Source organism: Buchnera aphidicola (Acyrthosiphon lactucae), assembly GCF_005083565.1.
GTDB classification, from domain to species: domain Bacteria; phylum Pseudomonadota; class Gammaproteobacteria; order Enterobacterales; family Enterobacteriaceae; genus Buchnera; species Buchnera aphidicola_AH.
Genome location: NZ_CP034891.1, coordinates 46992 through 70598, shown reverse-complemented (window position 1 = coordinate 70598; position 23607 = coordinate 46992). Strand labels below are relative to the sequence as shown.

General features: G+C 24.8%; 20 protein-coding genes, 4 tRNA genes and 2 pseudogenes. 16 read left to right on the top strand and 10 right to left on the bottom strand.

All coding sequences use genetic code 11. The features are described 5' to 3' along the window. Positions 1-100: 100 nt before the first annotated feature. The 3 genes from ptsI (at position 101) to D9V61_RS00310 (ending at position 3248) form a co-directional block, all read left to right on the top strand. A complete protein-coding gene (gene ptsI / locus D9V61_RS00320) occupies positions 101-1816 on the top strand; it encodes a phosphoenolpyruvate-protein phosphotransferase PtsI (RefSeq protein ID WP_158339271.1) in 1716 nt (571 codons plus the stop codon). A 49-nt stretch (positions 1817-1865) separates the two neighbouring features. Beyond that, the gene (gene crr / locus D9V61_RS00315) at positions 1866-2369 is read left to right on the top strand and encodes a PTS glucose transporter subunit IIA (RefSeq protein WP_158339270.1); all 504 of its coding nucleotides are present in this window, start codon (positions 1866-1868) and stop codon (positions 2367-2369) included. Positions 2370-2450: 81 nt separating this feature from the next. Next, positions 2451-3248, top strand: coding sequence for an undecaprenyl-diphosphate phosphatase (locus D9V61_RS00310; RefSeq protein WP_158339269.1), 798 nt, complete (start codon positions 2451-2453; stop codon positions 3246-3248). A 24-nt stretch (positions 3249-3272) separates the two neighbouring features. Here D9V61_RS00310 and D9V61_RS00305 read toward each other — a convergent pair whose 3' ends face one another. Then, positions 3273-4517 carry a tRNA CCA-pyrophosphorylase gene (locus D9V61_RS00305; RefSeq protein ID WP_158339268.1) on the bottom strand — a complete coding sequence of 415 codons (1245 nt, stop codon included), beginning with the start codon at positions 4515-4517 and terminating at the stop codon, positions 3273-3275. Between the two features lie 212 nt (positions 4518-4729). On the opposite strand from D9V61_RS00305, the gene rfaE1 reads away from it, so the two are divergent. Next, a complete protein-coding gene (rfaE1, locus tag D9V61_RS00300; protein WP_158339266.1) occupies positions 4730-5677 on the top strand; it encodes a D-glycero-beta-D-manno-heptose-7-phosphate kinase in 948 nt (315 codons plus the stop codon). A gap of 298 nt (positions 5678-5975) precedes the next feature. Then, positions 5976-6623, top strand: a complete 648-nt coding sequence (ribB, locus tag D9V61_RS00295) for a 3,4-dihydroxy-2-butanone-4-phosphate synthase (RefSeq protein ID WP_158339264.1) — start codon at positions 5976-5978, stop codon at positions 6621-6623. On the opposite strand, the gene tsaD is transcribed toward ribB, so the two are convergent. Then, positions 6601-7611, bottom strand: a complete 1011-nt coding sequence (tsaD, locus tag D9V61_RS00290; protein ID WP_158339262.1) for a tRNA (adenosine(37)-N6)-threonylcarbamoyltransferase complex transferase subunit TsaD — start codon at positions 7609-7611, stop codon at positions 6601-6603. The genes ribB and tsaD overlap by 23 nt on opposite strands. A gap of 229 nt (positions 7612-7840) precedes the next feature. Here tsaD and rpsU point away from each other — a divergent pair, with 229 nt between their 5' ends. The 3 genes from rpsU (at position 7841) to rpoD (ending at position 11864) form a co-directional block, all read left to right on the top strand. Beyond that, positions 7841-8056, top strand: a complete 216-nt coding sequence (rpsU, locus tag D9V61_RS00285) for a 30S ribosomal protein S21 (protein WP_011053591.1) — start codon at positions 7841-7843, stop codon at positions 8054-8056. 80 nt (positions 8057-8136) lie between these two features. After that, complete coding sequence (gene dnaG / locus D9V61_RS00280) at positions 8137-9870, top strand: DNA primase (RefSeq protein ID WP_158339260.1); 1734 nt, start codon at positions 8137-8139, stop codon at positions 9868-9870. Positions 9871-10025: 155 nt separating this feature from the next. Next, the gene (gene rpoD / locus D9V61_RS00275; protein WP_158339258.1) at positions 10026-11864 is read left to right on the top strand and encodes an RNA polymerase sigma factor RpoD; all 1839 of its coding nucleotides are present in this window, start codon (positions 10026-10028) and stop codon (positions 11862-11864) included. 109 nt (positions 11865-11973) lie between these two features. On the opposite strand, the gene cysE is transcribed toward rpoD, so the two are convergent. The 7 genes and pseudogenes from cysE to D9V61_RS00240 all read right to left on the bottom strand — a co-directional run bounded on the left by cysE (position 11974) and on the right by D9V61_RS00240 (position 18459). After that, positions 11974-12798: a serine O-acetyltransferase gene (gene cysE, locus D9V61_RS00270; protein ID WP_158339256.1), complete on the bottom strand. Its 825-nt coding sequence runs from the start codon at positions 12796-12798 to the stop codon at positions 11974-11976. Positions 12799-12880: 82 nt separating this feature from the next. Beyond that, positions 12881-13330: a protein-export chaperone SecB gene (gene secB, locus D9V61_RS00265; RefSeq protein ID WP_158339254.1), complete on the bottom strand. Its 450-nt coding sequence runs from the start codon at positions 13328-13330 to the stop codon at positions 12881-12883. Between the two features lie 115 nt (positions 13331-13445). Further along, positions 13446-13880: a rhodanese-like domain-containing protein gene (locus tag D9V61_RS00260; RefSeq protein ID WP_158339252.1), complete on the bottom strand. Its 435-nt coding sequence runs from the start codon at positions 13878-13880 to the stop codon at positions 13446-13448. Positions 13881-13997: 117 nt separating this feature from the next. Further along, positions 13998-15377 (bottom strand): argininosuccinate lyase, encoded by a 1380-nt coding sequence (gene argH, locus D9V61_RS00255; protein WP_158339250.1) that lies wholly within the window; start codon positions 15375-15377, stop codon positions 13998-14000. 79 nt (positions 15378-15456) lie between these two features. Then, positions 15457-16668, bottom strand: coding sequence for an argininosuccinate synthase (locus tag D9V61_RS00250; RefSeq protein WP_158339248.1), 1212 nt, complete (start codon positions 16666-16668; stop codon positions 15457-15459). Between the two features lie 29 nt (positions 16669-16697). Then, the gene (gene argB, locus D9V61_RS00245; RefSeq protein WP_158339246.1) at positions 16698-17471 is read right to left on the bottom strand and encodes an acetylglutamate kinase; all 774 of its coding nucleotides are present in this window, start codon (positions 17469-17471) and stop codon (positions 16698-16700) included. Between the two features lie 19 nt (positions 17472-17490). Next, positions 17491-18459 (bottom strand): annotated as a pseudogene (locus D9V61_RS00240) (N-acetyl-gamma-glutamyl-phosphate reductase). A gap of 160 nt (positions 18460-18619) precedes the next feature. On the opposite strand from D9V61_RS00240, the pseudogene D9V61_RS00235 reads away from it, so the two are divergent. After that, positions 18620-19777: pseudogene (locus D9V61_RS00235) on the top strand (M20/M25/M40 family metallo-hydrolase). Between the two features lie 11 nt (positions 19778-19788). Here D9V61_RS00235 and metF read toward each other — a convergent pair. Next, complete coding sequence (gene metF, locus D9V61_RS00230; protein WP_158339244.1) at positions 19789-20667, bottom strand: methylenetetrahydrofolate reductase; 879 nt, start codon at positions 20665-20667, stop codon at positions 19789-19791. 117 nt (positions 20668-20784) lie between these two features. On the opposite strand from metF, the gene murB reads away from it, so the two are divergent. The 7 genes from murB to nusG all read left to right on the top strand — a co-directional run bounded on the left by murB (position 20785) and on the right by nusG (position 23573). Further along, positions 20785-21843: a UDP-N-acetylmuramate dehydrogenase gene (gene murB / locus D9V61_RS00225; RefSeq protein WP_158339242.1), complete on the top strand. Its 1059-nt coding sequence runs from the start codon at positions 20785-20787 to the stop codon at positions 21841-21843. Between the two features lie 148 nt (positions 21844-21991). Next, a tRNA-Thr gene (locus tag D9V61_RS00220) sits at positions 21992-22064 on the top strand. Between the two features lie 14 nt (positions 22065-22078). Then, a tRNA-Tyr gene (locus tag D9V61_RS00215) sits at positions 22079-22160 on the top strand. Positions 22161-22186: 26 nt separating this feature from the next. After that, a tRNA-Gly gene (locus D9V61_RS00210) sits at positions 22187-22258 on the top strand. A 10-nt stretch (positions 22259-22268) separates the two neighbouring features. Next, positions 22269-22342: transfer RNA gene (locus D9V61_RS00205), tRNA-Thr, on the top strand. Between the two features lie 298 nt (positions 22343-22640). Beyond that, positions 22641-23024 (top strand): preprotein translocase subunit SecE, encoded by a 384-nt coding sequence (gene secE, locus D9V61_RS00200; protein ID WP_158339240.1) that lies wholly within the window; start codon positions 22641-22643, stop codon positions 23022-23024. Between the two features lie 3 nt (positions 23025-23027). Further along, positions 23028-23573: a transcription termination/antitermination protein NusG gene (gene nusG, locus D9V61_RS00195; protein ID WP_158339237.1), complete on the top strand. Its 546-nt coding sequence runs from the start codon at positions 23028-23030 to the stop codon at positions 23571-23573. The last annotated feature ends 34 nt before the right edge of the window (positions 23574-23607 follow it).

Sequence of the window (23607 nt, the reverse complement as noted above, 5' to 3'; positions counted from 1 at the left end):
TACATAAAAAAACTTCTAATTATTTTATGAAAAATGTATTTGCCTGACATGTTATATTTCGATCTCTAAATAGATAAACTTTATTATTAAAGGTAATGTTATGATTTCAGGCATTTTAGCATCACCGGGCATAGCTTTTGGAACAGCTCTTTTATTAAAAGAAGAAGAAATTGTTATTAACCGGAAAATAATTACTATTAAAAATATTAAAAAAGAAATAGAAAGATTTTTTGAAGGTAGAAAAAAATCAATACAACAATTAACAGAAATAAAAATCAAAACAAGGAAACTATTAGGGAAAAAAAAAGAAAGTATTTTTGAAGGTCATATTATGCTTCTTGAAGACGAAGAATTAGAACAAGAAGTAATTTCTTTAATCAAAGAAAAAAATATATCTGCTGCAGCAGCTACTGAATTAATTATTGAAGGACAAGCAAAAGCTCTAGAAGAACTAAAAGATGAATATTTAAACAATAGAGCTATCGATGTAAGAGATATTGGAAGTCGCTTATTAAAAAATATACTTAATCTAAATATTATTGATTTAAATAATATAAATAGTGAAGTGATTTTAATTGCAAAAGATTTAACTCCTTCCGAAACAGCACAAATTAATCTAAAATATATTTTAGGCTTTATTACTGATTTAGGAGGTAGAACGTCACATACCTCAATTATGGCAAGATCATTAGAAATTCCTGCAATCGTAGGAACTGGAAATATTACAAAAATAGTTAAAAATAATGATTATCTTATTTTAGATTCTATTAATAATCAAATTTTTATAAATCCATCTAATCAATTAATTAATCAAAAAAAAGAAATAAAAAATAAGTATATTTTAAAAAAAAATAAATTAATAGCTCTAAAAAGTTTACATGCTACAACTATTGATGGACATAACATTAAAATTGGTTCTAATATTGGCGATCTTAAAGATATTGATTCTGCAAAAAAAAATGGTGCTGAATGTATTGGCCTGTATCGAACTGAGTTTTTATTTATGGGTAGAAATTCTTTACCTACTGAAAACGAACAATTTCAAGCATATAAAAAAATTGCAGAATTAATGAAAAATAAATCTGTGATTATCAGAACAATGGATATTGGTGGAGATAAAGATCTTCCTTATATGAATTTACCAAAAGAAGAAAACCCTTTTCTCGGATGGCGTGCTATACGAATTTTAATAGATCGCAAAGAAATATTACATACTCAGTTAAATGCTATTCTTAGAGCTTCTGCATTTGGTAAAATATATATTTTATTTCCTATGATAATATCTGTAGAAGAAATTAGATTTTTAAAATCAGAAATTAAAAAACTTAAAATTCAATTAAGTAATAATAATATATTATTCGATAAAAATATTAAAATTGGAATTATGATAGAAACCCCAGCATCAGCTATAATAGCTGAATACTTAATAAAAGAAGTAGATTTTTTTAGTATTGGAACTAATGATTTAACACAATACACTTTAGCTGTTGATAGAGGTAACGATTTAATTTCACATCTTTATAATCCTATGAATCCATCTGTTTTAAAATTAATTAAAAAAGTTATCGATATTTCACATTCAAACGGAAAATGGACTGGGATATGCGGTGAACTAGCTGGAGATGAACGTGCTACTGTTCTTTTATTAGGTATGGGATTAGATGAATTTAGTATGAGTTCAATAAGCATTCCTAAAATTAAAAATATTATTCGCAATACATCTTTTTCTAACGCTCAAAAATTAGCAAAAAAAGCATTAACACTACCTACTACAAAAGAAATAATCCATTTAGTAGAAAATTTTATTAATCATTAAGATACAAAATATTATCAAAGATATAATAAAAAGTACCTAGGAGAAAAAAATGAGTTTCTTTTCTGATTTTTTTAACAGTAAGAAAACTAATTTTTCTAAAAAAATAGATATTATTGCACCTATATCAGGTGATATAATAAATATAGAAGATGTACCAGATCTTGTTTTTTCTAAAAAAATTGTAGGTGATGGAATAGCTATTAAACCATCAGGAAATAAGATACTTGCACCAGTAAATGGAAAGATTGGAAAAATATTTGAAACTATGCACGCTTTTTCAATAATTTCAGAAGATAATGTTGAATTATTTGTACATTTTGGAATTGATACCGTAAAGTTAAAAGGAGAAGGTTTTAAAAAAAAAGCACAAGATAATCAAAAGGTAAAAATAGGAGATGAAATTATTACATTTGATTTAGATTTTCTTACAGAAAAAGCGCAGTCTGTTTTAACTCCTGTCGTAATATCTAATATAGAAAATTTTAAAAAAATAAAAAAATCATCTGGAACTATTGTTGCTGGAAAAACGGTTATTATTACGTTGTTTTATTGATTTTCAATATAAAAACGGTGCTATTATTTAGTACCGTTTTATATATACTGTTTATATTAAATAATTTTAACGGAAAAATAAATGCTTGATTTATATCAAGTTATCACTTCTATTATTATTGGAATAATAGAAGGGATAACAGAATTTCTTCCTATTTCTTCCACAGGACATATAATTATAGCTTCTCATTGGTTAAAAATAGAAAATAATAATACAAAAATATTAGAAATGTTTATTGAATTTGGTTCTGCGTTATCAATATTATATTTTTTTCATAAAAAAATTTTAAATTTAATAAAATTTAATATAAATATTAAAAACAAAAAAACAAAAAATGTTCATATTCTTATTTCTATTTTACCCACCATATTTTTTGGACTGATATTTTATAAAAAAATTAAACTATTATTTAATATATATAACGTTATGTATGCTTTAATATTAGGTGGTTTTTTTTTATTAATATCTGAAATATTTAAACCAAAAAAATATAAAATAAATAGTATTAATGATATTACTTTATTTCAATCTACAATAATCGGTTTTTTTCAAATTCTTTGTTTATACCCTGGTTTTTCAAGATCTGGAGCTACTATAGCAACTGCAATATTATTAGGAATAAAACGATCAGTTGCAATAGAATTTTCTTTTATAATATCAATTCCATTAATAATGGGAGCATCTTTTTTTGATATCATTAACAATATTAGCAATATTAGAATATCAGATCTACCAATATTTTTTATGGGATTTATTATCTCTTTTATAGTTTCTTTATTATGTATTAAAAAATTATTAGAAATTATCAACAAAACATCACTAATATTTTTTGGAATATATCGTTTTATAATGGCTGGATTAATTTATTTAATTAATTAGTTTAAATTTTAGTTAAAAAATTTTTTATAGATAGGAATAATATTGAATATTTTTTAAACGCCATAATTCTAATTTTTCAATTCTTAAACGCATTAATTCATTTTTTATTGCATAACCCTTAAAGCCTTTTTTTAAAATTAATTTAATAGAAACACTTTTAACAATATAAAAACATTTTTTTAAAAAACAACCAGATTTTACATGATAAAACTCAGATTTATACTGACTTAAAAAATTAAAATTACTTAAAAATGCTAGTTTTTTAATACGTTCCGGTTTTCTCCATGCATCAACTTTTGAAAATAAATTTATAATGTTTTTAGATGATTGGTGATAAATGGTATTTAAAAAAAAATAAAATCCAGTATGCAAAACTGCTATATCTCTAACACAAGATGGAATATTAAATCGCTTACATAGATTCTTAATAATAGAAGCAGAATATGAATCAAAAAATATCTTTGAATAATTTTTATTTATTTGATTAACTGATAAAAATTGACATAAATAAGCAAAACGCACATCGATATCTTTATTATAAAGTGATATTTTAGCTAATCCCATTAATATCATATTTTTATTACATAATTTTTTAAAAAAAGAATAGTTTAAAAAAAAATTTTTTTCATATAAAAAATACAGTTCTGGAAAAAAAAAATTAAGTGCATTACAAGTATATAAAACTTGAAAATATACATGAGGATTAGAAGTTTTAAAAGCTTTTTCAGTTTCATTCCATATTCTATTTGATGTTAGATATAACAATTCCTTTTTTTTAACTATTATACACATTAACAACATAGTTTCTTTTGCGACTTTAAATCCTAAATGAACTAAAGAAGCTGCAAATCTTGCTACACGTAAAACACGCAATGGATCTTCAATAAAAGATTCTGAAACATGTCGTATTAAACGACATTCTATATCTTTTTTGCCTTGAAAAGGATCAATATAATTACCATATTCATCTTGTGCAATAGCATTAATAGTTAAATCTCGTCTTACTAAATCTTCTTCTAAAGTAACATTAGAATTACAATCAGTATCAAAACCAGTATATCCTCTTCCAGCTTTTCTTTCTTTTCTTGCTAAAGCATATTCTTCATGTGTTTCTGGATGCAAGAAAACTGGGAAATCTTTCCCGACTTGTTGAAAATTTTTTTCTAATAACATTTTTTCTGTAGCTCCAACTACTACCCAATCTTTATCTTTAACAGGCAAATTAAGTAAAGAATCACGAACAGCTCCTCCTACTAAATATATTTTCATAATCATTTTCTCATACTAAAAAATAAAATTCTATTCTATAATATAAAAATAGAATTTTTAAATAATTATTTATTATTTTAAATATTTAAGAAATGTAATAATATTTCATATAATATATAAAAAATATCGTATTTAATTTATAAATTTTTATATCTTAAAAAAAATAAAATTTTATATTTTATTAAATGACTTAAACTTATCGAGATAATATCATGAAAAAAAAATTGATCAATTTTAATAATTCACTTGTTCTAGTTGTAGGAGATCTTATACTAGACTGTTATTGGTATAGTAAAAATCACTATATGTCGTCAGAACAATTAACACCAATCCTACCAATTTATAAAATTAAAGAACAACCTGGAGGTGCTGCAAATGTAGCTAAAAATATTGCAGAGATTGGAGGTTGTTCTAAAATAATTGGTTATATTGGTACAGATAATGAAGGATCAATATTAAAAAAACTTATGAATCATCTTAGAATTGATTCTGATTTAATTTCTCTAGAAAAAAATAAAACAATTACTAAGATTAGAATCTTATCAGAAAAAAAACAATTGATTCGAGTAGATTTTCAAGAAAAATATATTTCTAAAAAAATGAATATATTACATCAAAAAATTATTAATTCATTATCATATTTTAAAGTTTTAGTACTATCAGATTATGCAAAAGGTACTCTAGCACATATAAAAGAAATAATTAGTTTTGCAAAAAAAATATCTATTCCAATACTTATAGATCCTAAAGGAATAGATTTTAAAAAATATTCAGGCGCTAGTTTATTAACACCAAATCTTTCTGAATTTGAAAAAATAGTTGGAAAATGTTATAGAGAAAATGAAATTTTACAAAAAGGAATAAAATTATTATCTGAATTAAAATTATCAGCATTATTAGTTACTCGTTCTAAGAATGGAATGACTTTGTTTCAAAAACAAAAAAAACCAATACATTTTCCTGCTATATCTCAAATAGCATCTGATGTAACTGGTGCAGGAGATACTGTAATTGCTATAATTGCAGCTTCTTTAGCAACAGGATATTCTTTAGAAGAAGCATGTTTTTATGCTAATATTGGAGCTAGTATAGTCATAAAAAAAATTGGTACTGAAACAGTAACTATAAATGAATTAAATTCTGTTTTAAACTGCCAATAAAAAAATAATTCTTATTAGATTTTATAATTTTTTTATAAAAATTTTCTTTGATAAAAATTTATATAATATATAATTATAATAAGTTTTTATATTCAAATAATATTTGAATAATACTATATAAAAAAATAAAAATTATACTTGAAATAAAAATTTCTGCATTGCTCTTGAATTTAATTCAATATATAATATCTTTTGTATGATTTTATAAAAAAATTAAGATATAAAATAAAAATTAACTAAATTTATTATTAATAAAACTTGTTTTATTGAATAATTTAACTCTATTAAGATTTTTATAATGAATCAAATACTTCTATCTAAATTTGGAACACCTACAGAGCGAATTCAAAAAGCAATACTTGCTTTACAATCTGGTCAAGGCATTATTATATTAGATGATGAACAACGTGAAAACGAAGGAGATCTCGTTTTTGCCTCTGAAAATATGACAGTAGAACAAATGGCTTTTACTATTCACTATGGCAGCGGAATAGTATGCCTATGTATAACTGAATCTAAACGAAAACAGCTTGATTTACCTATGATGGTTAAAAAAAATACTAGTATGTATCGTACTGGATTTACAGTAACAATAGAAGCTTCTAAAGGTATTTCTACTGGTGTATCAGCTAAAGATAGACTCACTACTATAAAAACTGCTATTTCTGACAATGCTAAACCTAGTGATTTAAGTAGACCAGGTCATGTATTTCCTTTAAGAGCTCATAAAGGTGGAATTTTATCAAGAGCAGGACATACGGAAGCTGCCATTGAAATTGTTGCTCTAGCAGGATTTAAACCAACTGGAGTAATTTGCGAATTAACAAATAAAAATGGAACTATGGCTCGTATAAATGAAATTATAGAATTTTCTAAAAATAAAAAAATGCCAGTATTAACTATACAAGATTTAATTTTTTATATTAAAAAGATAAATCATTTATAGACCATTTTGGCTTTACTAATATTTCTAATTGAGGATTTTGTGCCTCTTTCTCACGTAATGAACCAAGATATGCAATCATAGCTCCATTATCTGTACAAAGTTCTAAACTAGAATAAAAAACTGTTCCATTAAAATATTTTTTAACCATTTTTTTAGATTTTTTACGCAAATTATGATTAGCACTAACACCACCTGCTATAACTAAACGTTTCCAGTTTTGTTTTTTTAATGCTTTTTTAGTTTTAATTAATAATATATCAATTACTGCATCTTCAAAAGCTCTTGCAATATTAGCTTTTTCTTGTATACTTTTATCACATTTATTAATTGTTTGAGCCGCAAAAGTTTTCAAACCCGAAAAACTCAAATTTAAACTAGCATCATGTATCATAGGTCGGGGAAAATAAAAATAATCTTTAATTCCTCTACATGCTAATTTAGATAATTCAGAACCACCTGGATATTTTAATCCTAATAATTTTGCTGTTTTATCAAACGCTTCACCAGCTGCATCATCTAAACAATTTCCAAGTATTTCATATTGACCAAATTTGTGAGCACCGATAATTTGTGTATGTTTTCCTGATACTAAAAGTCCAATAAATGGAAACTTAATTGATTTAAACTCTAACATTGCTGATAATAAATGTGCTTCCATATGATGAACTGGAAGAACTGGTATATTTAAAGACAGTCCTAATGAGCATGCAAACGTAGCCCCTACTAATAACGAACCAACTAAACCAGGACCAGCAGTATAAGCTATTATATCAATATATTTAGCAATATTTTTTTTTTTAAATATTTTTTTTAATAAAAACATCATTGCTGTCACATGTTCTCGAGATGCTAATTCTGGAATAATACCTCCATGTATATTATATAATTTTCTTTGATTATATACTTCGTTAATTAATAATCCTTCTTTACTATCATAAATAGCTACACCTGTATCATCACAAGAAGTTTCAATACCTAATATTCTCATAAATTTAAACCTATATATTAAATTTTAAAAATAAGAAAAAATACATTTCACATCAATTTTAAATTAATGTTATTCTAAATAAATTAATTTTAAATAATTTTATTAAAACTATATTAAACATAAAAAATGATACTTTACAATATAATACTCATTGATATAGGATCTATTATATTAAAAATATTTTGATATTTTTTTATTTTGAAAAATAAATAATTGAGGTAAATTTTGAATGCCAATAATAAAAGTACGTGAAAATGAACCATTTGATGTTGCACTCCGTCGTTTTAAACGATCTTGTGAAAAAGCTGGTATTTTAGCTGAAATTCGTCGAAGAGAATTTTATGAAAAACCAACCACTGAACGCAAACGAGCCAAAGCTTCAGCTATCAAACGTCTTGCAAAAAAACTTACACGAGAAAATGCAAGACGTATTCGTATGTATTAAATACATTTTAGACAATAAAATCACTAAAAAAAACCGTTCTTCTTTAAGAACGGAAATAAATTCTATAATTATAAAATTATATGTCTGGTAAAATACCTAAATATTTCATTACTGAACTACTATTTCGAACTGATATCGTAGAATTAATTAATACACGTCTAACATTAAAAAAATATGGTAAAAATTATCAAACTAACTGTCCTTTTCATCATGATAAAACTCCATCTTTTACTGTAAGCTATGAAAAGCAATTTTACTATTGTTTTGGATGTAATGCGCATGGTAATGCAATTGATTTTTTAATGCAGTATGAACATTTAAATTTTATAGAAAGCATTGAAGAATTATCTATAATACATGGTATTACGATACCATTTGAAAAATCAATACCTAACAATGTTTATTTTAAAAAGCAAAAACTCTATTTTTTAATGGAAAAAATATGTAAGTTATATAACAAGAACATAAATTTCACTCATTTAGCCAATCAATATTTAATTAAACGAAATATTAATAAAAATATGATTGATTTTTTTTTAATTGGATTTTCAAGTTTAAATTGGAAAAACTTTTATACAAAATTAAATATAAGCAAAGAATTTGAACAAGAATTATTAATTAATAATATAATTTCTATTAATAAAGAAGGATATACATATGATCGATTTCAGGGACGTATAATATTTCCTATACAAGATCATCATGGTAGAATCGTCGGTTTCGGAGGTCGTTCGTTAAATAACACTTTACCAAAGTATCTTAATTCACCTGAAACAGATATTTTTCATAAAAGAAAACAAATTTATGGATTATATCAAGTTAAAAAAAAATGTTTAAAACCTACATATTTGTTAGTAGTTGAGGGATATATTGATGTTATAACATTAACACAATATAATATAAATTATGTAGTCTCTACATTAGGTACTGCAATAACTAGTGAACATATTCAACTTCTCTTTCAAAATACTGATATAATTATATATTGTTATGATGGTGATGATGCAGGAAAAAACGCAGCTTGGTGCACTTTAAAAAAAACATTACCATATATATCAGATAAAAAAACAGTAAAATTCATCTTATTACCTAATAATGAAGATCCTGATTCAATTATTAAAAAAGAAGGTAGAAAGAAATTTCAAACACGTATCGATAATGCAATTACTATGGCAAAATTTTTTTTTAAAAACATGCTAAAAAATATTAATTTATTATCTGATGATGATAAATTTCATTTAAGCGTACGTGCTTTGCCTTTAATCAATACTATTTCTAGCGATACGATAAGAATTTACTTACGTCAGATATTAGCCAGAATGATAGGAATTTTAGATGATAATCAATTTGAAAAATTTTTATATGAAAAAGAAATTAAAAAAACTAAAAAACGACAATTTCAAATTAAACGTACTCCAATGCGTACTTTAATAGGACTGCTTTTACAAAATCCTAGTTTAGCAAAAATAGCTCCTTCAATAATAAAATTTAAAAATTTACAAGTAGAAGGATTACCTATATTTTTGGAAATATTACAAACATGTCTTGATAATCCTAATATTAATACAGGTCAATTATTAGAATTATATAGAAATACTAAAATAATTAATATCTTAAAAATTTTGTCTAGATGGGATTTAATGATAATTCAAGAAGAAATTCAAAATATGTTTTTAGATTTATTAATGAATATATATAATAAAGTTCTTCAAAAAAGACAAGAATATCTTATTGCAAAAGAAAGAATAAAGGGGTTAAAAATGAATGAAAAAAAAGAAATTTGGTCTATTAATAAAGCATTATCCAAAAAATAAAATTAAATTTTTTTAAAAATTAGTAGTAATTTAAAAAATTAATACTTTAAAAATTTTAAATATATTTAAAAATTTAAGATAATTTTATTATCTTTCATTATTGACAAAACAGTCAATTCATATTCGTGAAATTAACAGAATCTGGATATCATATTATGGATCAAAACCCACAATCGCAACTTAAGCTACTTGTCACACATGGCAAAGAGCAAGGATATTTAACCTATTCTGAAGTTAATGATCATTTACCAGAAGATATTATTGATTCTGAACAAATCGATGATATCATTCAGATGATTAATGATATGGGCATTCCAGTAGTTGAAGAAGCACCTGATGCTGATGATCTAATATTAAATCAAATCAATACAGATACAGATGAAGATGCAGTTGAAGCAGCAACACAGGTACTATCTAGTGTAGAATCTGAATTAGGAAGAACTACAGATCCTGTTCGAATGTATATGAGAGAAATGGGTACTGTTGAGTTACTTACACGAGAAGGAGAAATTGATATAGCTAAACGTATTGAAGAAGGTATTAATCAAGTTCAATCCTCAGTATCAGAATATCCAGAAGCTATTACGTATCTTCTTGAACAATATGATCGTGTCAAAACTGGTGAAATACGGTTATCTGATATAATAACAGGTTTTGTAGATCCAAATGCAGAAGAAATTTTTTCTCCTACAGCTATTCATGTAGGATCTGAACTTCTAGATGAAGAGCAAGAGAATCAAGAGGAAGAAGAACATAATCAAGAAGAGCATGAAGATGATCAAAGCATTGATCCAGAATTAGCTAATGAAAAGTTTTCTGAATTACGCATTCAATACAATAATACTAATAACACAATTAAAAATAAAAAAAGAACACATAAAGACTCATTATTAGAAATTTATAATCTTTCAGAGATTTTTAAACAATTTCGATTAGTTCCAAAACAATTTGATCATTTAGTTAATAATATGAGACATATGATGGAAAGAGTTCGAATACAAGAAAGAATTATCATAAAATTATGTGTTGAAATATGCAAAATGCCAAAAAAAAATTTTATTAAGATTTTTCCAGTAAAAAAAATTAATAATATTTGGTTTATAAAAGAACAAAATACAAATCAACCATGGTCTGAAAACTTAAAAAAAGTCAAAGAAGACGTTTTTACCAGTGTAGGAAAACTAATTAAAATAGAAGAAGAAACTGGATTAACAATTGAACAAGTAAAAGATATTAATAAAAGAATGTCTATTGGAGAATCAAAAGCAAGACGCGCAAAAAAAGAAATGGTAGAAGCTAATTTAAGATTAGTTATTTCCATTGCAAAAAAATATACAAATAGAGGACTACAGTTTTTAGATTTAATCCAAGAAGGAAATATTGGTTTAATGAAAGCTGTAGATAAATTTGAATACCGTCGTGGTTATAAGTTTTCAACTTATGCAACTTGGTGGATTCGACAAGCAATTACGCGCTCTATTGCTGATCAAGCACGTACTATTCGTATTCCAGTTCATATGATTGAAACTATTAACAAACTCAATCGTATTTCTAGACAAATGTTACAAGAAATAGGTCGAGAACCAACTCCAGAAGAGTTATCTGAAAAAATGCTTATTCCTGAAGATAAAATTAGAAAAGTATTAAAAATAGCTAAAGAACCAATATCAATGGAAACACCTATCGGAGATGATGATGATTCACATTTAGGTGATTTTATTGAAGATACTACTTTAGAATTACCTTTAGATTCTGCAACATCTGAAAGTTTACGTTCAGCAACTCATGACGTCTTATCAGGTCTAACAGCTCGTGAAGCAAAAGTATTACGTATGCGTTTTGGCATAGATATGAATACTGATCATACTTTAGAAGAAGTTGGTAAACAATTTGATGTTACTCGCGAAAGAATACGTCAAATAGAAGCAAAAGCTCTTAGAAAACTACGTCATCCAAGCAGATCAGAAGTGTTGCGTAGTTTTTTAGATGATTAAAATAAAAAAATTCAATATAAAATAAAGCTTCTGTACTGATATTAGTATATCTACTATGATTTATTTAAATAAAAACAGAAGTTTTTATTTTATAAAAAGTGAAAATAAACTAAATACCATCTCCATATTGAAAGTTATGTATAGATTGAAAGCTACTTTTTTCTTCTTGATTATGACATATTTTTCTATCTAATTTATTTACAATTTTTGCTGGTATTCCAACAACAGTTACATATTCAGGAACATTTTTTAAAACTATTGAACCTGCGCCTATTTTTGCTCCTAAACCTACTTCAACATTTCCTAAAACTTTTGCCCCAGCTCCTATAACGACTCCTTTTCGGATAGTAGGATGTCTTTTTTTACTAAAATTCTTTCCAGTACTACCTAAAGTAACTGAATGAAAAATTGAAACATCATCTTCTATAATTACACTTTCTCCAATAACAATACCAGTTGCATGATCAAGCATTATACCAGATCCAATACACGCAGCTGGATGAATGTCGACTGAAAATTCAGCAGATATTCTATTTTGTAGATATATAGATAATGATTTTTTTTTTATATTCCAAAGATAATGACTTATTCTATAAGCTTCTAATGCATGAAAACCTTTTAAATAAAGTAAAGGTGTTAAATAATCATTTACTGCTGGGTCTCTTTGTAATACAGCCTTAATATCTCGTACTATAAAATTTAATATAGAAGGATTATTTAAATATATCTCATTAAATACATTTTGAATTTTTTTTTCAGAAATCATAGATGTAGATAATTTATTTGCTAAGATATAACTTAAAGAACTAATAAAATTTTGATGCTGTAATATACTATATTGATAAAAATCCGACAAAATTGGTTCTTTTTTTAATAATAAAGAAACTTCATAGCGTATTTTATTCCATATTTTTGATATTTCTAAAACACACATAATCTTCTCCTAAAGAAAATTTATAATATTCTATAATTAAATTTTCTTTTATGTTATTCAAAAGAATAGTTATATTCATAATTCATTTTGATACTTTTTTTTCTAATTTAAGATGATTATAATAAAGAGCATCAAAATTAATAGGTGCAAGATTTATCTGAGGGAAACTACCATAAGATATAAAACTAGATATGCATGCACGAGCATAGGGAAATAAAATGTTTGGACAATAAGAATATAAACAGTGCTTCAGTCTTTTTTCACTTAAATTTTTAATAAAAAATATACCAGCTTGATCTATATCACATAAAAAAACTAAATCGTTTTCAATTTTTACTATAAGTCTTATTTTTAAAATCACTTCAAAAATATTTTTTTCTATTTTTTTAATATTAGTATTTAAATTAAATTGAATATCAGGTTTCCAATCAATATGAAAAATATTTGGTGTATTCGGTGCTTCAAAAGAAGCATCTTTTATATAAATACGTCGAATTTCAAATGATTCTTGTTTTTTTTTTTCTTCTGACATAAAATTTCCAAAAAAAAGATAATAAATATAATTTAAATTTTTTAATGATATTAGTTTATTAAAAAAATTCTTATTTAAAAAAAAATGTAAGAAAAACTATTTTCACTTTTTTAAATTATTTATCTTTAGTAATAAGTGGCAGATGATCTGCTTTCCAATAATATACACCATTTTTTAAAATATAAACATGCTTAAATCCATGTTTAAAAAATTCTTTAATACATTTATTATCTTTATATGTTTCGTTTAATATAAGAATAATAGGAGAAAATTTATCAACTTGCATCTCCTTTATTTTTCCTAAAAAAACATCTTTCAATGGAATATTAATAGAATTAATAATATGACCTTCTTCAAAAAATTTTGGAGAACGAGTATCAATTATAATTGCATTATTCTGATTAATTAGTTTTATAGCTTGAAAATTACTAATTATTTTAGATTTTAAAAATATATTTTTAATTATAAAAAAAATTGCTAAAACAAGACAAAAAAACCAGATAGTGATAAGTATAATATGTTCACTAATAAAAAATACTATATCTTGCATAGATTATTTTCCCTATTTTTTATATTTTATAAAATTATTAACTCAGCATTTAAATAATTTTTAAATGCTAGTTAACAAATATAAATAATATAAAAGCTTTATATTCATAAAAATATATTAAAAAATATTTAACCTTTTTTTTGCTTTTATAATTTGATTATAAACTTGAGCTGCTGCTACACCACCTTTAGACGATCTTTTTTCAAGACAAGATTCTAAAGTAATATTCTTATATATATCATCTTTAATAAGATGACTGTATATTTGAAACGTCGATAATTCTAAATCATTTAAAGATTTTTTTTCACTAATGGCTCTTAATACTAATTGACCAGATATATTATGTGCTTCACGAAAAGAAACTCCTTTTTTGACCAAATAATCTGCAATCTCTGTTGCATTAGAATATCCTTCTTCTGCAGCTTTACGACATGATTGTTTTTTTATTTTAACATTTTTTAAAACCAAGATCGCTATACATAAACAATCATTCCATGTTTTGATTGAATCAAATAAACCTTCTTTATCCTCTTGCATATCTTTATTATAAGATAAAGGAAGAGATTTCAATATAACTAAGATAGAAATTAAAGAACCGTGAACACGACCACATTTAGCACGAATTAATTCTAATGCATCTGGGTTTTTTTTTTGAGGCATTAATGAAGAACCTGATGTAATTAAATCAGAGAGTTCAATAAAATTAGCTTCACCAGAATTAAAGAAAATTATATCTTCAGAAAATCGTGACAAGTGCATCATACTAATTGATGCTGATGATAATAATTCAACAACATAATCTCGATCAGAAACACTATCAAGGGCATTATTAGTTGCTGAATCAAAACCCATAGATGAAGCAAGTTCTTCACGATTAATTTTCCATGCTGTTCCAGAAAGAGCACCTGAACCTAGAGGACTTGTATTTAATCGTTTTAAAACATCTTTTAAACGACTAACATCTCGTCTTAACATTTCAACATAAGCTAAACACCAATAAGAAAAAGTAATAGGTTGAGCTCGTTGTAGATGCGTGTAACCTGGCATGATAACATCATGATTACATTCAGCGCTTAAAATAAAATTTTTTTGCAGCTCAATAATATTTTTTAATAAAATATTAATTTGATTTCTACACCATAATTTTAAATCAGTTGTAATCTGATCGTTTCTACTCCGACCAGTATGTAATTTCTTGCCTAATTCACCAATTTTATTAATAAGATTTTCTTCTACCCAACTATGAATATCTTCACAGTTACTTGTAAGAATATCTTGAGTATTATCTCTAATTTCGATTAATAATTCAAGAAGTGCAGATTCTATTATTATCTGTTCTTTTTTAGTAATAATATTACTCTTTGCCAAAGTTTTAGACCAAGCAATCGAAGCAGTTATATCCTCTTCTGCTAAAATATAATCAAAAGATAAAGAAGTATTAAATTTTTTAAATAATTCATGAGATTCATTAATGAATCGTCCACCCCAAAGTGCCATATATGATCTCTATAAAAAAACTGCAAAAAGAAAATAAAATATAACGTTTTATAAGTATATTTTTAAATTTTTTAAAAAACTATTTTAATTGATTTTGTGCACGTATTCTTGAAGAAAGAGAAAAAAGACGAATAAAACCATCTGCATCAGATTGTTTATAAACTTGATCTTCACTAAAAGTAGCATATTCTTCAGAATACAATGAATTAGGAGAATTCTTCTGAACAGCTATTACGCTACCTTTATATAATTTTAATATTACTTCTCCATTTATTTCTGATGATAATGAATCAGCAGCAGCTTGTAAAGATTTACGTATTGGAGAAAACCAGCGTCCATCATAAATAATAGATGACATTTCTAAACCTATTTTTTCTCGCCATTGAAAACTTTCACGATCTAAAACTAATTGTTCAATTGCTTTGATAGCTGTTATAATAATAGTTCCTCCAGGTGTTTCATAACATCCTCGGGATTTCATCCCAATTAATCTATTTTCAACAATATCAATTCTACCAATTCCATGTTTAGAACCTAAATTATTTAATTCTTCTACACATTTTAATGGATTTAATTTTTTATTATTAACAGATACTACAGAACCTGCTTTTAATACTAATGAAATATATTCAGGTTTTTCTGGAGCATCTTCAGGATCTACTGTCCAAGTCCAACAATCTTGATTAGATCGATTCCAAGGATTTTCAAGTAAACCTCCTTCTGTTGAAATATGCCAAGAATTTTCATCTTTACTATATATTTTTTCTAATGTTGCTGTTGTAGGAATATTCCTTTCATGTAAATATTTTAATAACGATTCTCTTGAATTAAGATTCCATTCCCGCCATGGCGCAATTACATTTAAATTTGGAGCTAATGATGCATAAGCCATTTCAAATCGAACTTGATCATTACCTTTTCCAGTAGCACCATGACACAATGAATTTGCTCCAATATTTAATGCTAATTCAACTTGTTTTTTTGCAATAATAGGTCTAGCTATTGCTGTTCCTAATAAATAACTACCTTCATATAAAGCACCAGTTTTTAAAATAGGATAAACATAACTTTCTATAAATTCTTCTTTTAAATCAAAAACATGACAACTCGATGCACCAGATTCTAGTGATTTTTTCTCAATTCCATTTAAATCTTTTTTAGATTGTCCTATATCAGCTACAAAAGCAATAACTTCAAAATTATAATTTTCTTTAAGCCATGGGATAATTGCTGAAGTATCTAAACCACCAGAATATGCTAGAACAACTTTTTTATTTTTTTTTCTGATCATATTTTAAACCTATTAAATTTATAATAAAATTATATATAAACTCGAGTACCAATATTTGTACCATTAAACAACAATTTTAATTCTTCTGTATTTTGCCAACTTGCTATATCTATAGGACGATGTAAAATTCGTGCGGCTTCTAAGGCTGCATTCACTTTAACAATCATACCATTAGTAATAATTCCTTGTTCAATTAATCGTTGAGCTTGAATACTGTTAATCTCTATAATTCTCTGTCCTTTTCCATCTAATATTGAACTTATATCAGATAATAAAATTAGATGAGCTTGTAAAGTAGTTGCTAAAGCTGTTGCTGCTAAATCAGCATTTACGTTCATTAATAATCCATCATGAGTAATTCCTATAGAACTAATAATTGGTAAAATACCTTCTTCACAAAGTTTATTTAAAAATAATGGTGATCCTGGTAACGCTTTACCAACATGACCTAAATTTTGATCTAATTTTTCTACATTAACACTTTTTCCATCTGCTAAACATAATCCAACAGAATTTATATTATATTTTAATGCCCATGCAAGTAAAGTTTTGTTAGCAGTGCCAGCTAATACACCTGTAATGATATTAATATGTTCAGATGGAGTAACACGTAACCCATTTTTCTTTTTAACTGGTAGAGAAAGTTTCTTCATCAAATTATCAATTAAACTACCTCCTCCATGAATTATTAAAATATGACGTTTATAAGATTTTTGATAATCGTTTAAAGCTTTAAATAAACGCATCATAGCATTATCACTTTCTAAAAGCACTCCACCTAATTTAATAACTAAAGGATTCATTATAAATACTCATTATTAATTAAATAATTGATTCCGTTTCAGAAAAACTAAAACGGATATTAAAACACTGTACTGCTTGGGCAGCAGCGCTTTTTAATAAATTATATTCTGTGCTGTCACAATTACTATATAATTATCCTTTATCACAAAACAGTTGTTTTTCAATGGATTTAATACTAGTAAATATTTTTTGTATATACGAATCAACGGTTTTTTCTTATAAAATTTATTAAAAATATTATATATATATCAATTGATTTAATATTTTTTTAATTTACATGTAATAGCAGCAATTATACCTCGAGAAAAAGAATCTACATGTCGAATAAAATTATTAGAATACCTCACTGCTCAATAATTTCAAGAGTATGACGATGCGTAAAGATATTATACAGTTACAAACTTACTTTACAAAAACTATTCTTTAAATTAGATTTTCTACCAGAACCACTAAAACCGCTAACAACATGAATAATTGTTATATTTCTATTACAAAGAACATTTTCTTTTCTAAGAAGCTTTAATGCTAATTGAATGTACGTGGGATGATATCTAGATACTGCAATCAGACTTGCTTTTTTATTTTTTTCATTCTGCTAATCTATAAACAGAATCTTTTAAAAGTTCTTTATATTGATGAACAAAACCATAATAATCTAAATTTACTGTTCTTTTTTTAACTCTATAAGCAGAAAGATCAAAAAAAATACAACTAAAAAATAAAATAAAGGGAAGTAAGAGAATGACTAATACGATGATCTATTGCTAAAAAATAGTATTAACGTTTTCTTAAATTAAATTAAAATCTCTTATATCTTCAAAATATAAATCTATAATATCTTTAAATTATTGATGAACATCCGAAAATAATTTACCTATACCTAAACTATTATTTGAAGCAAATATTAGCAAACTTTTGACGATTCATATAGTTAACTAGTTCTGTACCAGAATATCTACTGATACTAACAATTAACACATTTAACATAAGATTAATAAACCTTAAATAAAAAATACTATTTATAGATAAAATAATGTATTAAATTTTACAAAAATATATTTTACATTATTAATATATCGATCAAGTATCTATTTATAAATAAAATATTTTAAATTCCAAAAATAACATAGGTTTAAAAAGTTTTAATATAATGACAAAAATGCCTTCTTCTATTGAATTTTATAAGTCATTAATTAAAATTCATACGATTAGTAATGAAAATAAATTTATTGATCAAAGTAATAAAAATTTTATTTATTATCTAATTATTTTTCCAATTTAAATTTTTCAATAAAAAATTATCAAATTTCATATACTAATAAATTTAAGATGTTAGCTTATATCGCTTCAGAAAATCAAAGACTTCTATTATCTAGACATTTAGATACCGTAGATTTTGATGAAAACACATAGATAAAAGATCCTTTTAAATTAACTGAAGCTAACAATAAACTTTATGGATTAGGAATAATAGATATAAAATTTTTTTTTACTTTTATATTAGATGTGATATCTTCTATAAATATAAAAAAATAAATAAACTAATTTATATTCTTACTACTATTAATCAAGAAAGAGATATTTCTAGAGCCAAACATTTTATAGAATCTATTCACATTAAAACCAGATTGTGTAATAATTGTAGAACTAACATCTTTAAAATTAATCAATGCACATAAAGAACATATATTTTATTCAATTAAAGTAATTAAAATACTAACCATTCTAGCAATCCTAATGATGGTATTAATAATTATAGTATTAATAGTATTCAAGTTATTATGTATCATGTTGTCTAAGCTTTATTTCTTTTAAAAAAATATTTAAAAGAAAAGTATCGACGTTAATATTTTTCTATTCTATATTCAACTATGAATCTATCTTCTATACATAAAGTTGATCTAATTAATCGCATTTTTTCTTTATTCAAATTAAATTTTGAAATACGATCTACACTAGGTCTAACTTTAAGACAAATTCAAATTTTAATTTAAAAAATTAGAATCAATTTAAAAAAATAGTCTAATCGTATTATTATAAAAAAACTTTCTTCTTCTGTTACTGCTTATGAATGTTTTCATAAAATAATACTATTAGAAAAGTAAAAGCATTATGTCATTTAAAAAGTTCAGCAGTAAATTACTATACAAAAGCACTTTTTCTTGAAAAAATCGCACCTACTTTAATATTAGGACCGGGCTCTATTAAACAAGTACATTAACCAGATGAATATTTTTAGAATATTGCTTTATTCGGACCTATTTAACACGTTCTGAGTAAATTAATACATAAATTTTATTACTGAATTAAAATTTTTTATAAACCTAAGATATTACAAATAGAATAGGTCATATCAGATTGATTTAAGGTGTAAAAATGAAAGTTTTTTACTCCTTCGAAAGATAATTTTTTTACTATATCTATTGCTATACTAGAACCGATAATTTTTTGTGTAAATACATCATTGTCTAATCCATCAAACATTTGAAACATCCACTTAGGAATGTGAACATTAGTCATTTTTGAAAAACGTTGTAATTGCTTAAAATTACAAACAGGCAAAATACCAGGTATAATTTCAATATTTATTCTATTTTTAATGCAATTTTCTCGAAAACGCAAATAACTTTCAATATTAAAAAAAAACTGCGTGATTGCTCTGCTTGCACCTGCATCAACTTTTTTTTTTAAATTAAGAATATCCAATTTAAGATTTTTTGATTCTGGATGTAATTCAGGATAAGCAGCTACAGAAATATCAAAATTAGCAATTTTTTTTAATAAAATAACTAAATCTAAAGCATACATTGTATGTTTATAATTTTTTTCTAATGTATCTCCTCTTAATGCAATAATACTTTTAATACCGTTCTTCCAATAATGTTCTGCTATTTTTTTTAATTTATTAGGTGTAGAATTAACACATGTTAAATGCGCTGCTGTAATAATACCTGTTTTTTTATATATTTTTTTTACAATATCATATGTTTTTTCACGTTCGCCAGAATTTGCACCATAAGTTACAGAAAAAAAATTTGGTTTTAATTCACTAAGATGTTGGACTGAAGACAACAAATTTTTTTCTAAAGAAGATTTTTTTGGTGGAAAAAATTCAAAAGAACACTGTATATTATTCGAAATATTTTCTAATTTTTGCTTTATTATATCTTGATGATATTGAGAAAAAACATTCATTTTAAAACTCCATTAAAAATAATTTTATATAATATTTATTAAAATTTGATGTATATACTAAAAATATTTTGATAAATATAAAATAAAAATAACGTTATTATAATAGTCTAATATTCCATGTGTAAAAAAAAATACTTTTCTAATCAATCGTTAAAAGATTTAAACACATTTGCAATAGATGTGACAGCAAAAAAAGTTATTTTCGTAAAAACAATTGTATCACTAATTAATATATCGAAAATCTGTAAATTATCTAATATTCCTTATATAATTTTAGGAGAAGGAAGTAATATATTATTTTTAGAAAACTATGCAGGAATAGTAATAATCAATCGAATTAGAGGAATAAAAATAATAGAAAAAAAAAATACTTGGTTATTGCATGTTTTTTCAGGAGAAAAATGGCATAATTTAGTAAAATTAACTTTAAATTTAGGTATCTTTGGATTAGAAAATTTAGCTTTAATACCAGGTTGTATAGGATCTGCAGCAATTCAAAATATCGGTGCATATGGTTTAGAATTTAAAGATATATGCCAATATGTTGACGTATTGTGTTTAAAAAATAATATAACCACAAGAATTAATAAAAAATTTTGTAAATTTTCTTATCGGAATAGTATTTTTAAAAACCAATATAATCATGAACATGCTGTTATTGCAGTTGGGATAAAACTATCAAAAAAATGGCGTCCGATTATCTTTTCTACATTAAAAAAATACATTAAACAAAAAAATATAACTCCATATAGCATGTTTAATATAGTATGCAAAATACGCAAAAAAAAAATACCCGATCCAAAAAAAACTGGAAATGCAGGTAGTTTTTTTAAAAATCCTATTATTACAAAGGAAAAAGCACAAAAACTTCTCAAGTTATATCATGTCCCAAATTATCCCGAAATAAATGGTTTAATAAAAATTTCTGCTGGTTGGTTAATTGAACATTATAAATTTAAAAACCTCCAAGTTGGTGATGCAGGTATTCATAAAAAACAAAAACTTGTATTAATTAATAAAAAAAATGCTACTCCTCAAGAAATAATAAAATTAGCAAAAATAATACATATATGTATTTTAAAAAAATTTAATGTATTCTTAGAACCAGAAATAGATTTTATTGGATCAATTGGAAAAGTAAAATCATCAGATATTTTTAAATTAAAAAATAATTAAAAACGACATAAATTTAAATAAAAAACATGATCTTTACTAATTTTAAGATTATTTTGATAAAAAACTTGCAATAAAAATGAAAAATTATATAATATAACTTATTTAAAATTAATATTTTAATATTTTATATAATATTTAGTAAAAAACAGCCGGCTTAGCTCAGCAGGTAGAGCAACTGACTTGTAATCAGTAGGTCACCAGTTCGATTCCGGTAGCCGGCATAAAATTTTTTTTAGGTGGGATTCCCGAGTGGCTAAAGGGAGCAGACTGTAAATCTGCCGTCATAGACTTCGAAGGTTCGAATCCTTCTCCCACCAAAATAAAAAATATAATTCTATAAAATGCGGACATCGTATAATGGCTATTACCTCAGCCTTCCAAGCTGATGACGCGGGTTCAATTCCCGCTGTCCGCTAAAAAAATCTGCTGATATGGCTCAGTTAGGTAGAGCACACCCTTGGTAAGGGTGAGGTCCCCAGTTCAATTCTGGGTATCAGCATAACTAGAAATTTAGTCAATATATTTTTAGTTAAAAAAATATTTTCAAATCATTTTTCATAAATCTCACCTGATACTTTATTTTAAAATATTCTATATTTTGAAATTTCTACACTTACTTCATAACGAATTGATCTATTTTAAAAATAAATAGTTTATTTTAAGAGTTTTTAATTTTAAAAATTAATAAAAGTTTTTCGCATAAAAAAATACAATTTTTATAAATAAAAAAAATAATTAAGATGTTTAATGTACTAATATATTTTTTCTATATTATTTTTGTAATTTTAAGAGAAACTATGAACAAAAAAAACTACAATCGGAATAAATTTAAAATTTTAGAAAAAACAAAATGGTTATCTATATCTGTATTTTTTATAATATCTTGTTTTATTGATTACTATTTTTATCAAACACAATTTTTTACGGGTATATTTATTATATCTTTTTTAATTTTCTGCGCAATAGGAACTTTAATATATACAAAAAAAGGAAAATACATATTATCATATATAATCATGTCAAAAAAAGAGATGAAAAAAATCATATGGCCTAAATATAACGAGACTTTATATACTACATTAATTGTTATTGCTGTAACAATTGTTATGTCTCTTCTTTTATGGGGTGTAGACAGTATAATATTCCATTTAATAGCATTTATTATTAGTTTAAGGTTTTAAAAAATGCATGAGAGTCAAAAAAAAAAATGGTATGTATTACAAGCTTTTTCTGGATTCGAAAGTCGTGTAGCACAATCAATACGGGAACATGTAAAATTAAATGAAATGGAAAAGTTATTCGGAGAAGTAATGGTTCCTTCTCAAGAAGTTATTGAAATTCGAGGTGGACAGCGTAGAAAAAGTGAATATAAGTTTTTTCCTGGATATGTTTTAATTCAAATGATAATGACTGATTCAACCTGGCATTTAATTAGAAATGTTCCAAGAGTTTTAGGATTTATCGGGGGAAAATCAGATAAACCTTCACCTATTAGTGACAAAGAAGTAGAAATTATTATTAATAGACTACGTAAGATTGGCGATAAACCGAGACCTAAAACTTTATTTGAACCAGGAGAAATGATTCGAGTTAATGATGGTCCTTTTGCAGATTTTAACGGTGTTGTAGAAGAAGTAGACTATGAAAAAAGTAGATTGAAAGTCTCTGTTTCTATTTTTGGAAGATCTACCCCTGTAGAATTAGATTTTAGACAAGTTGAAAAAAATTAAAAATTAATACATTTTAATAAAAAAATGAGAAAAA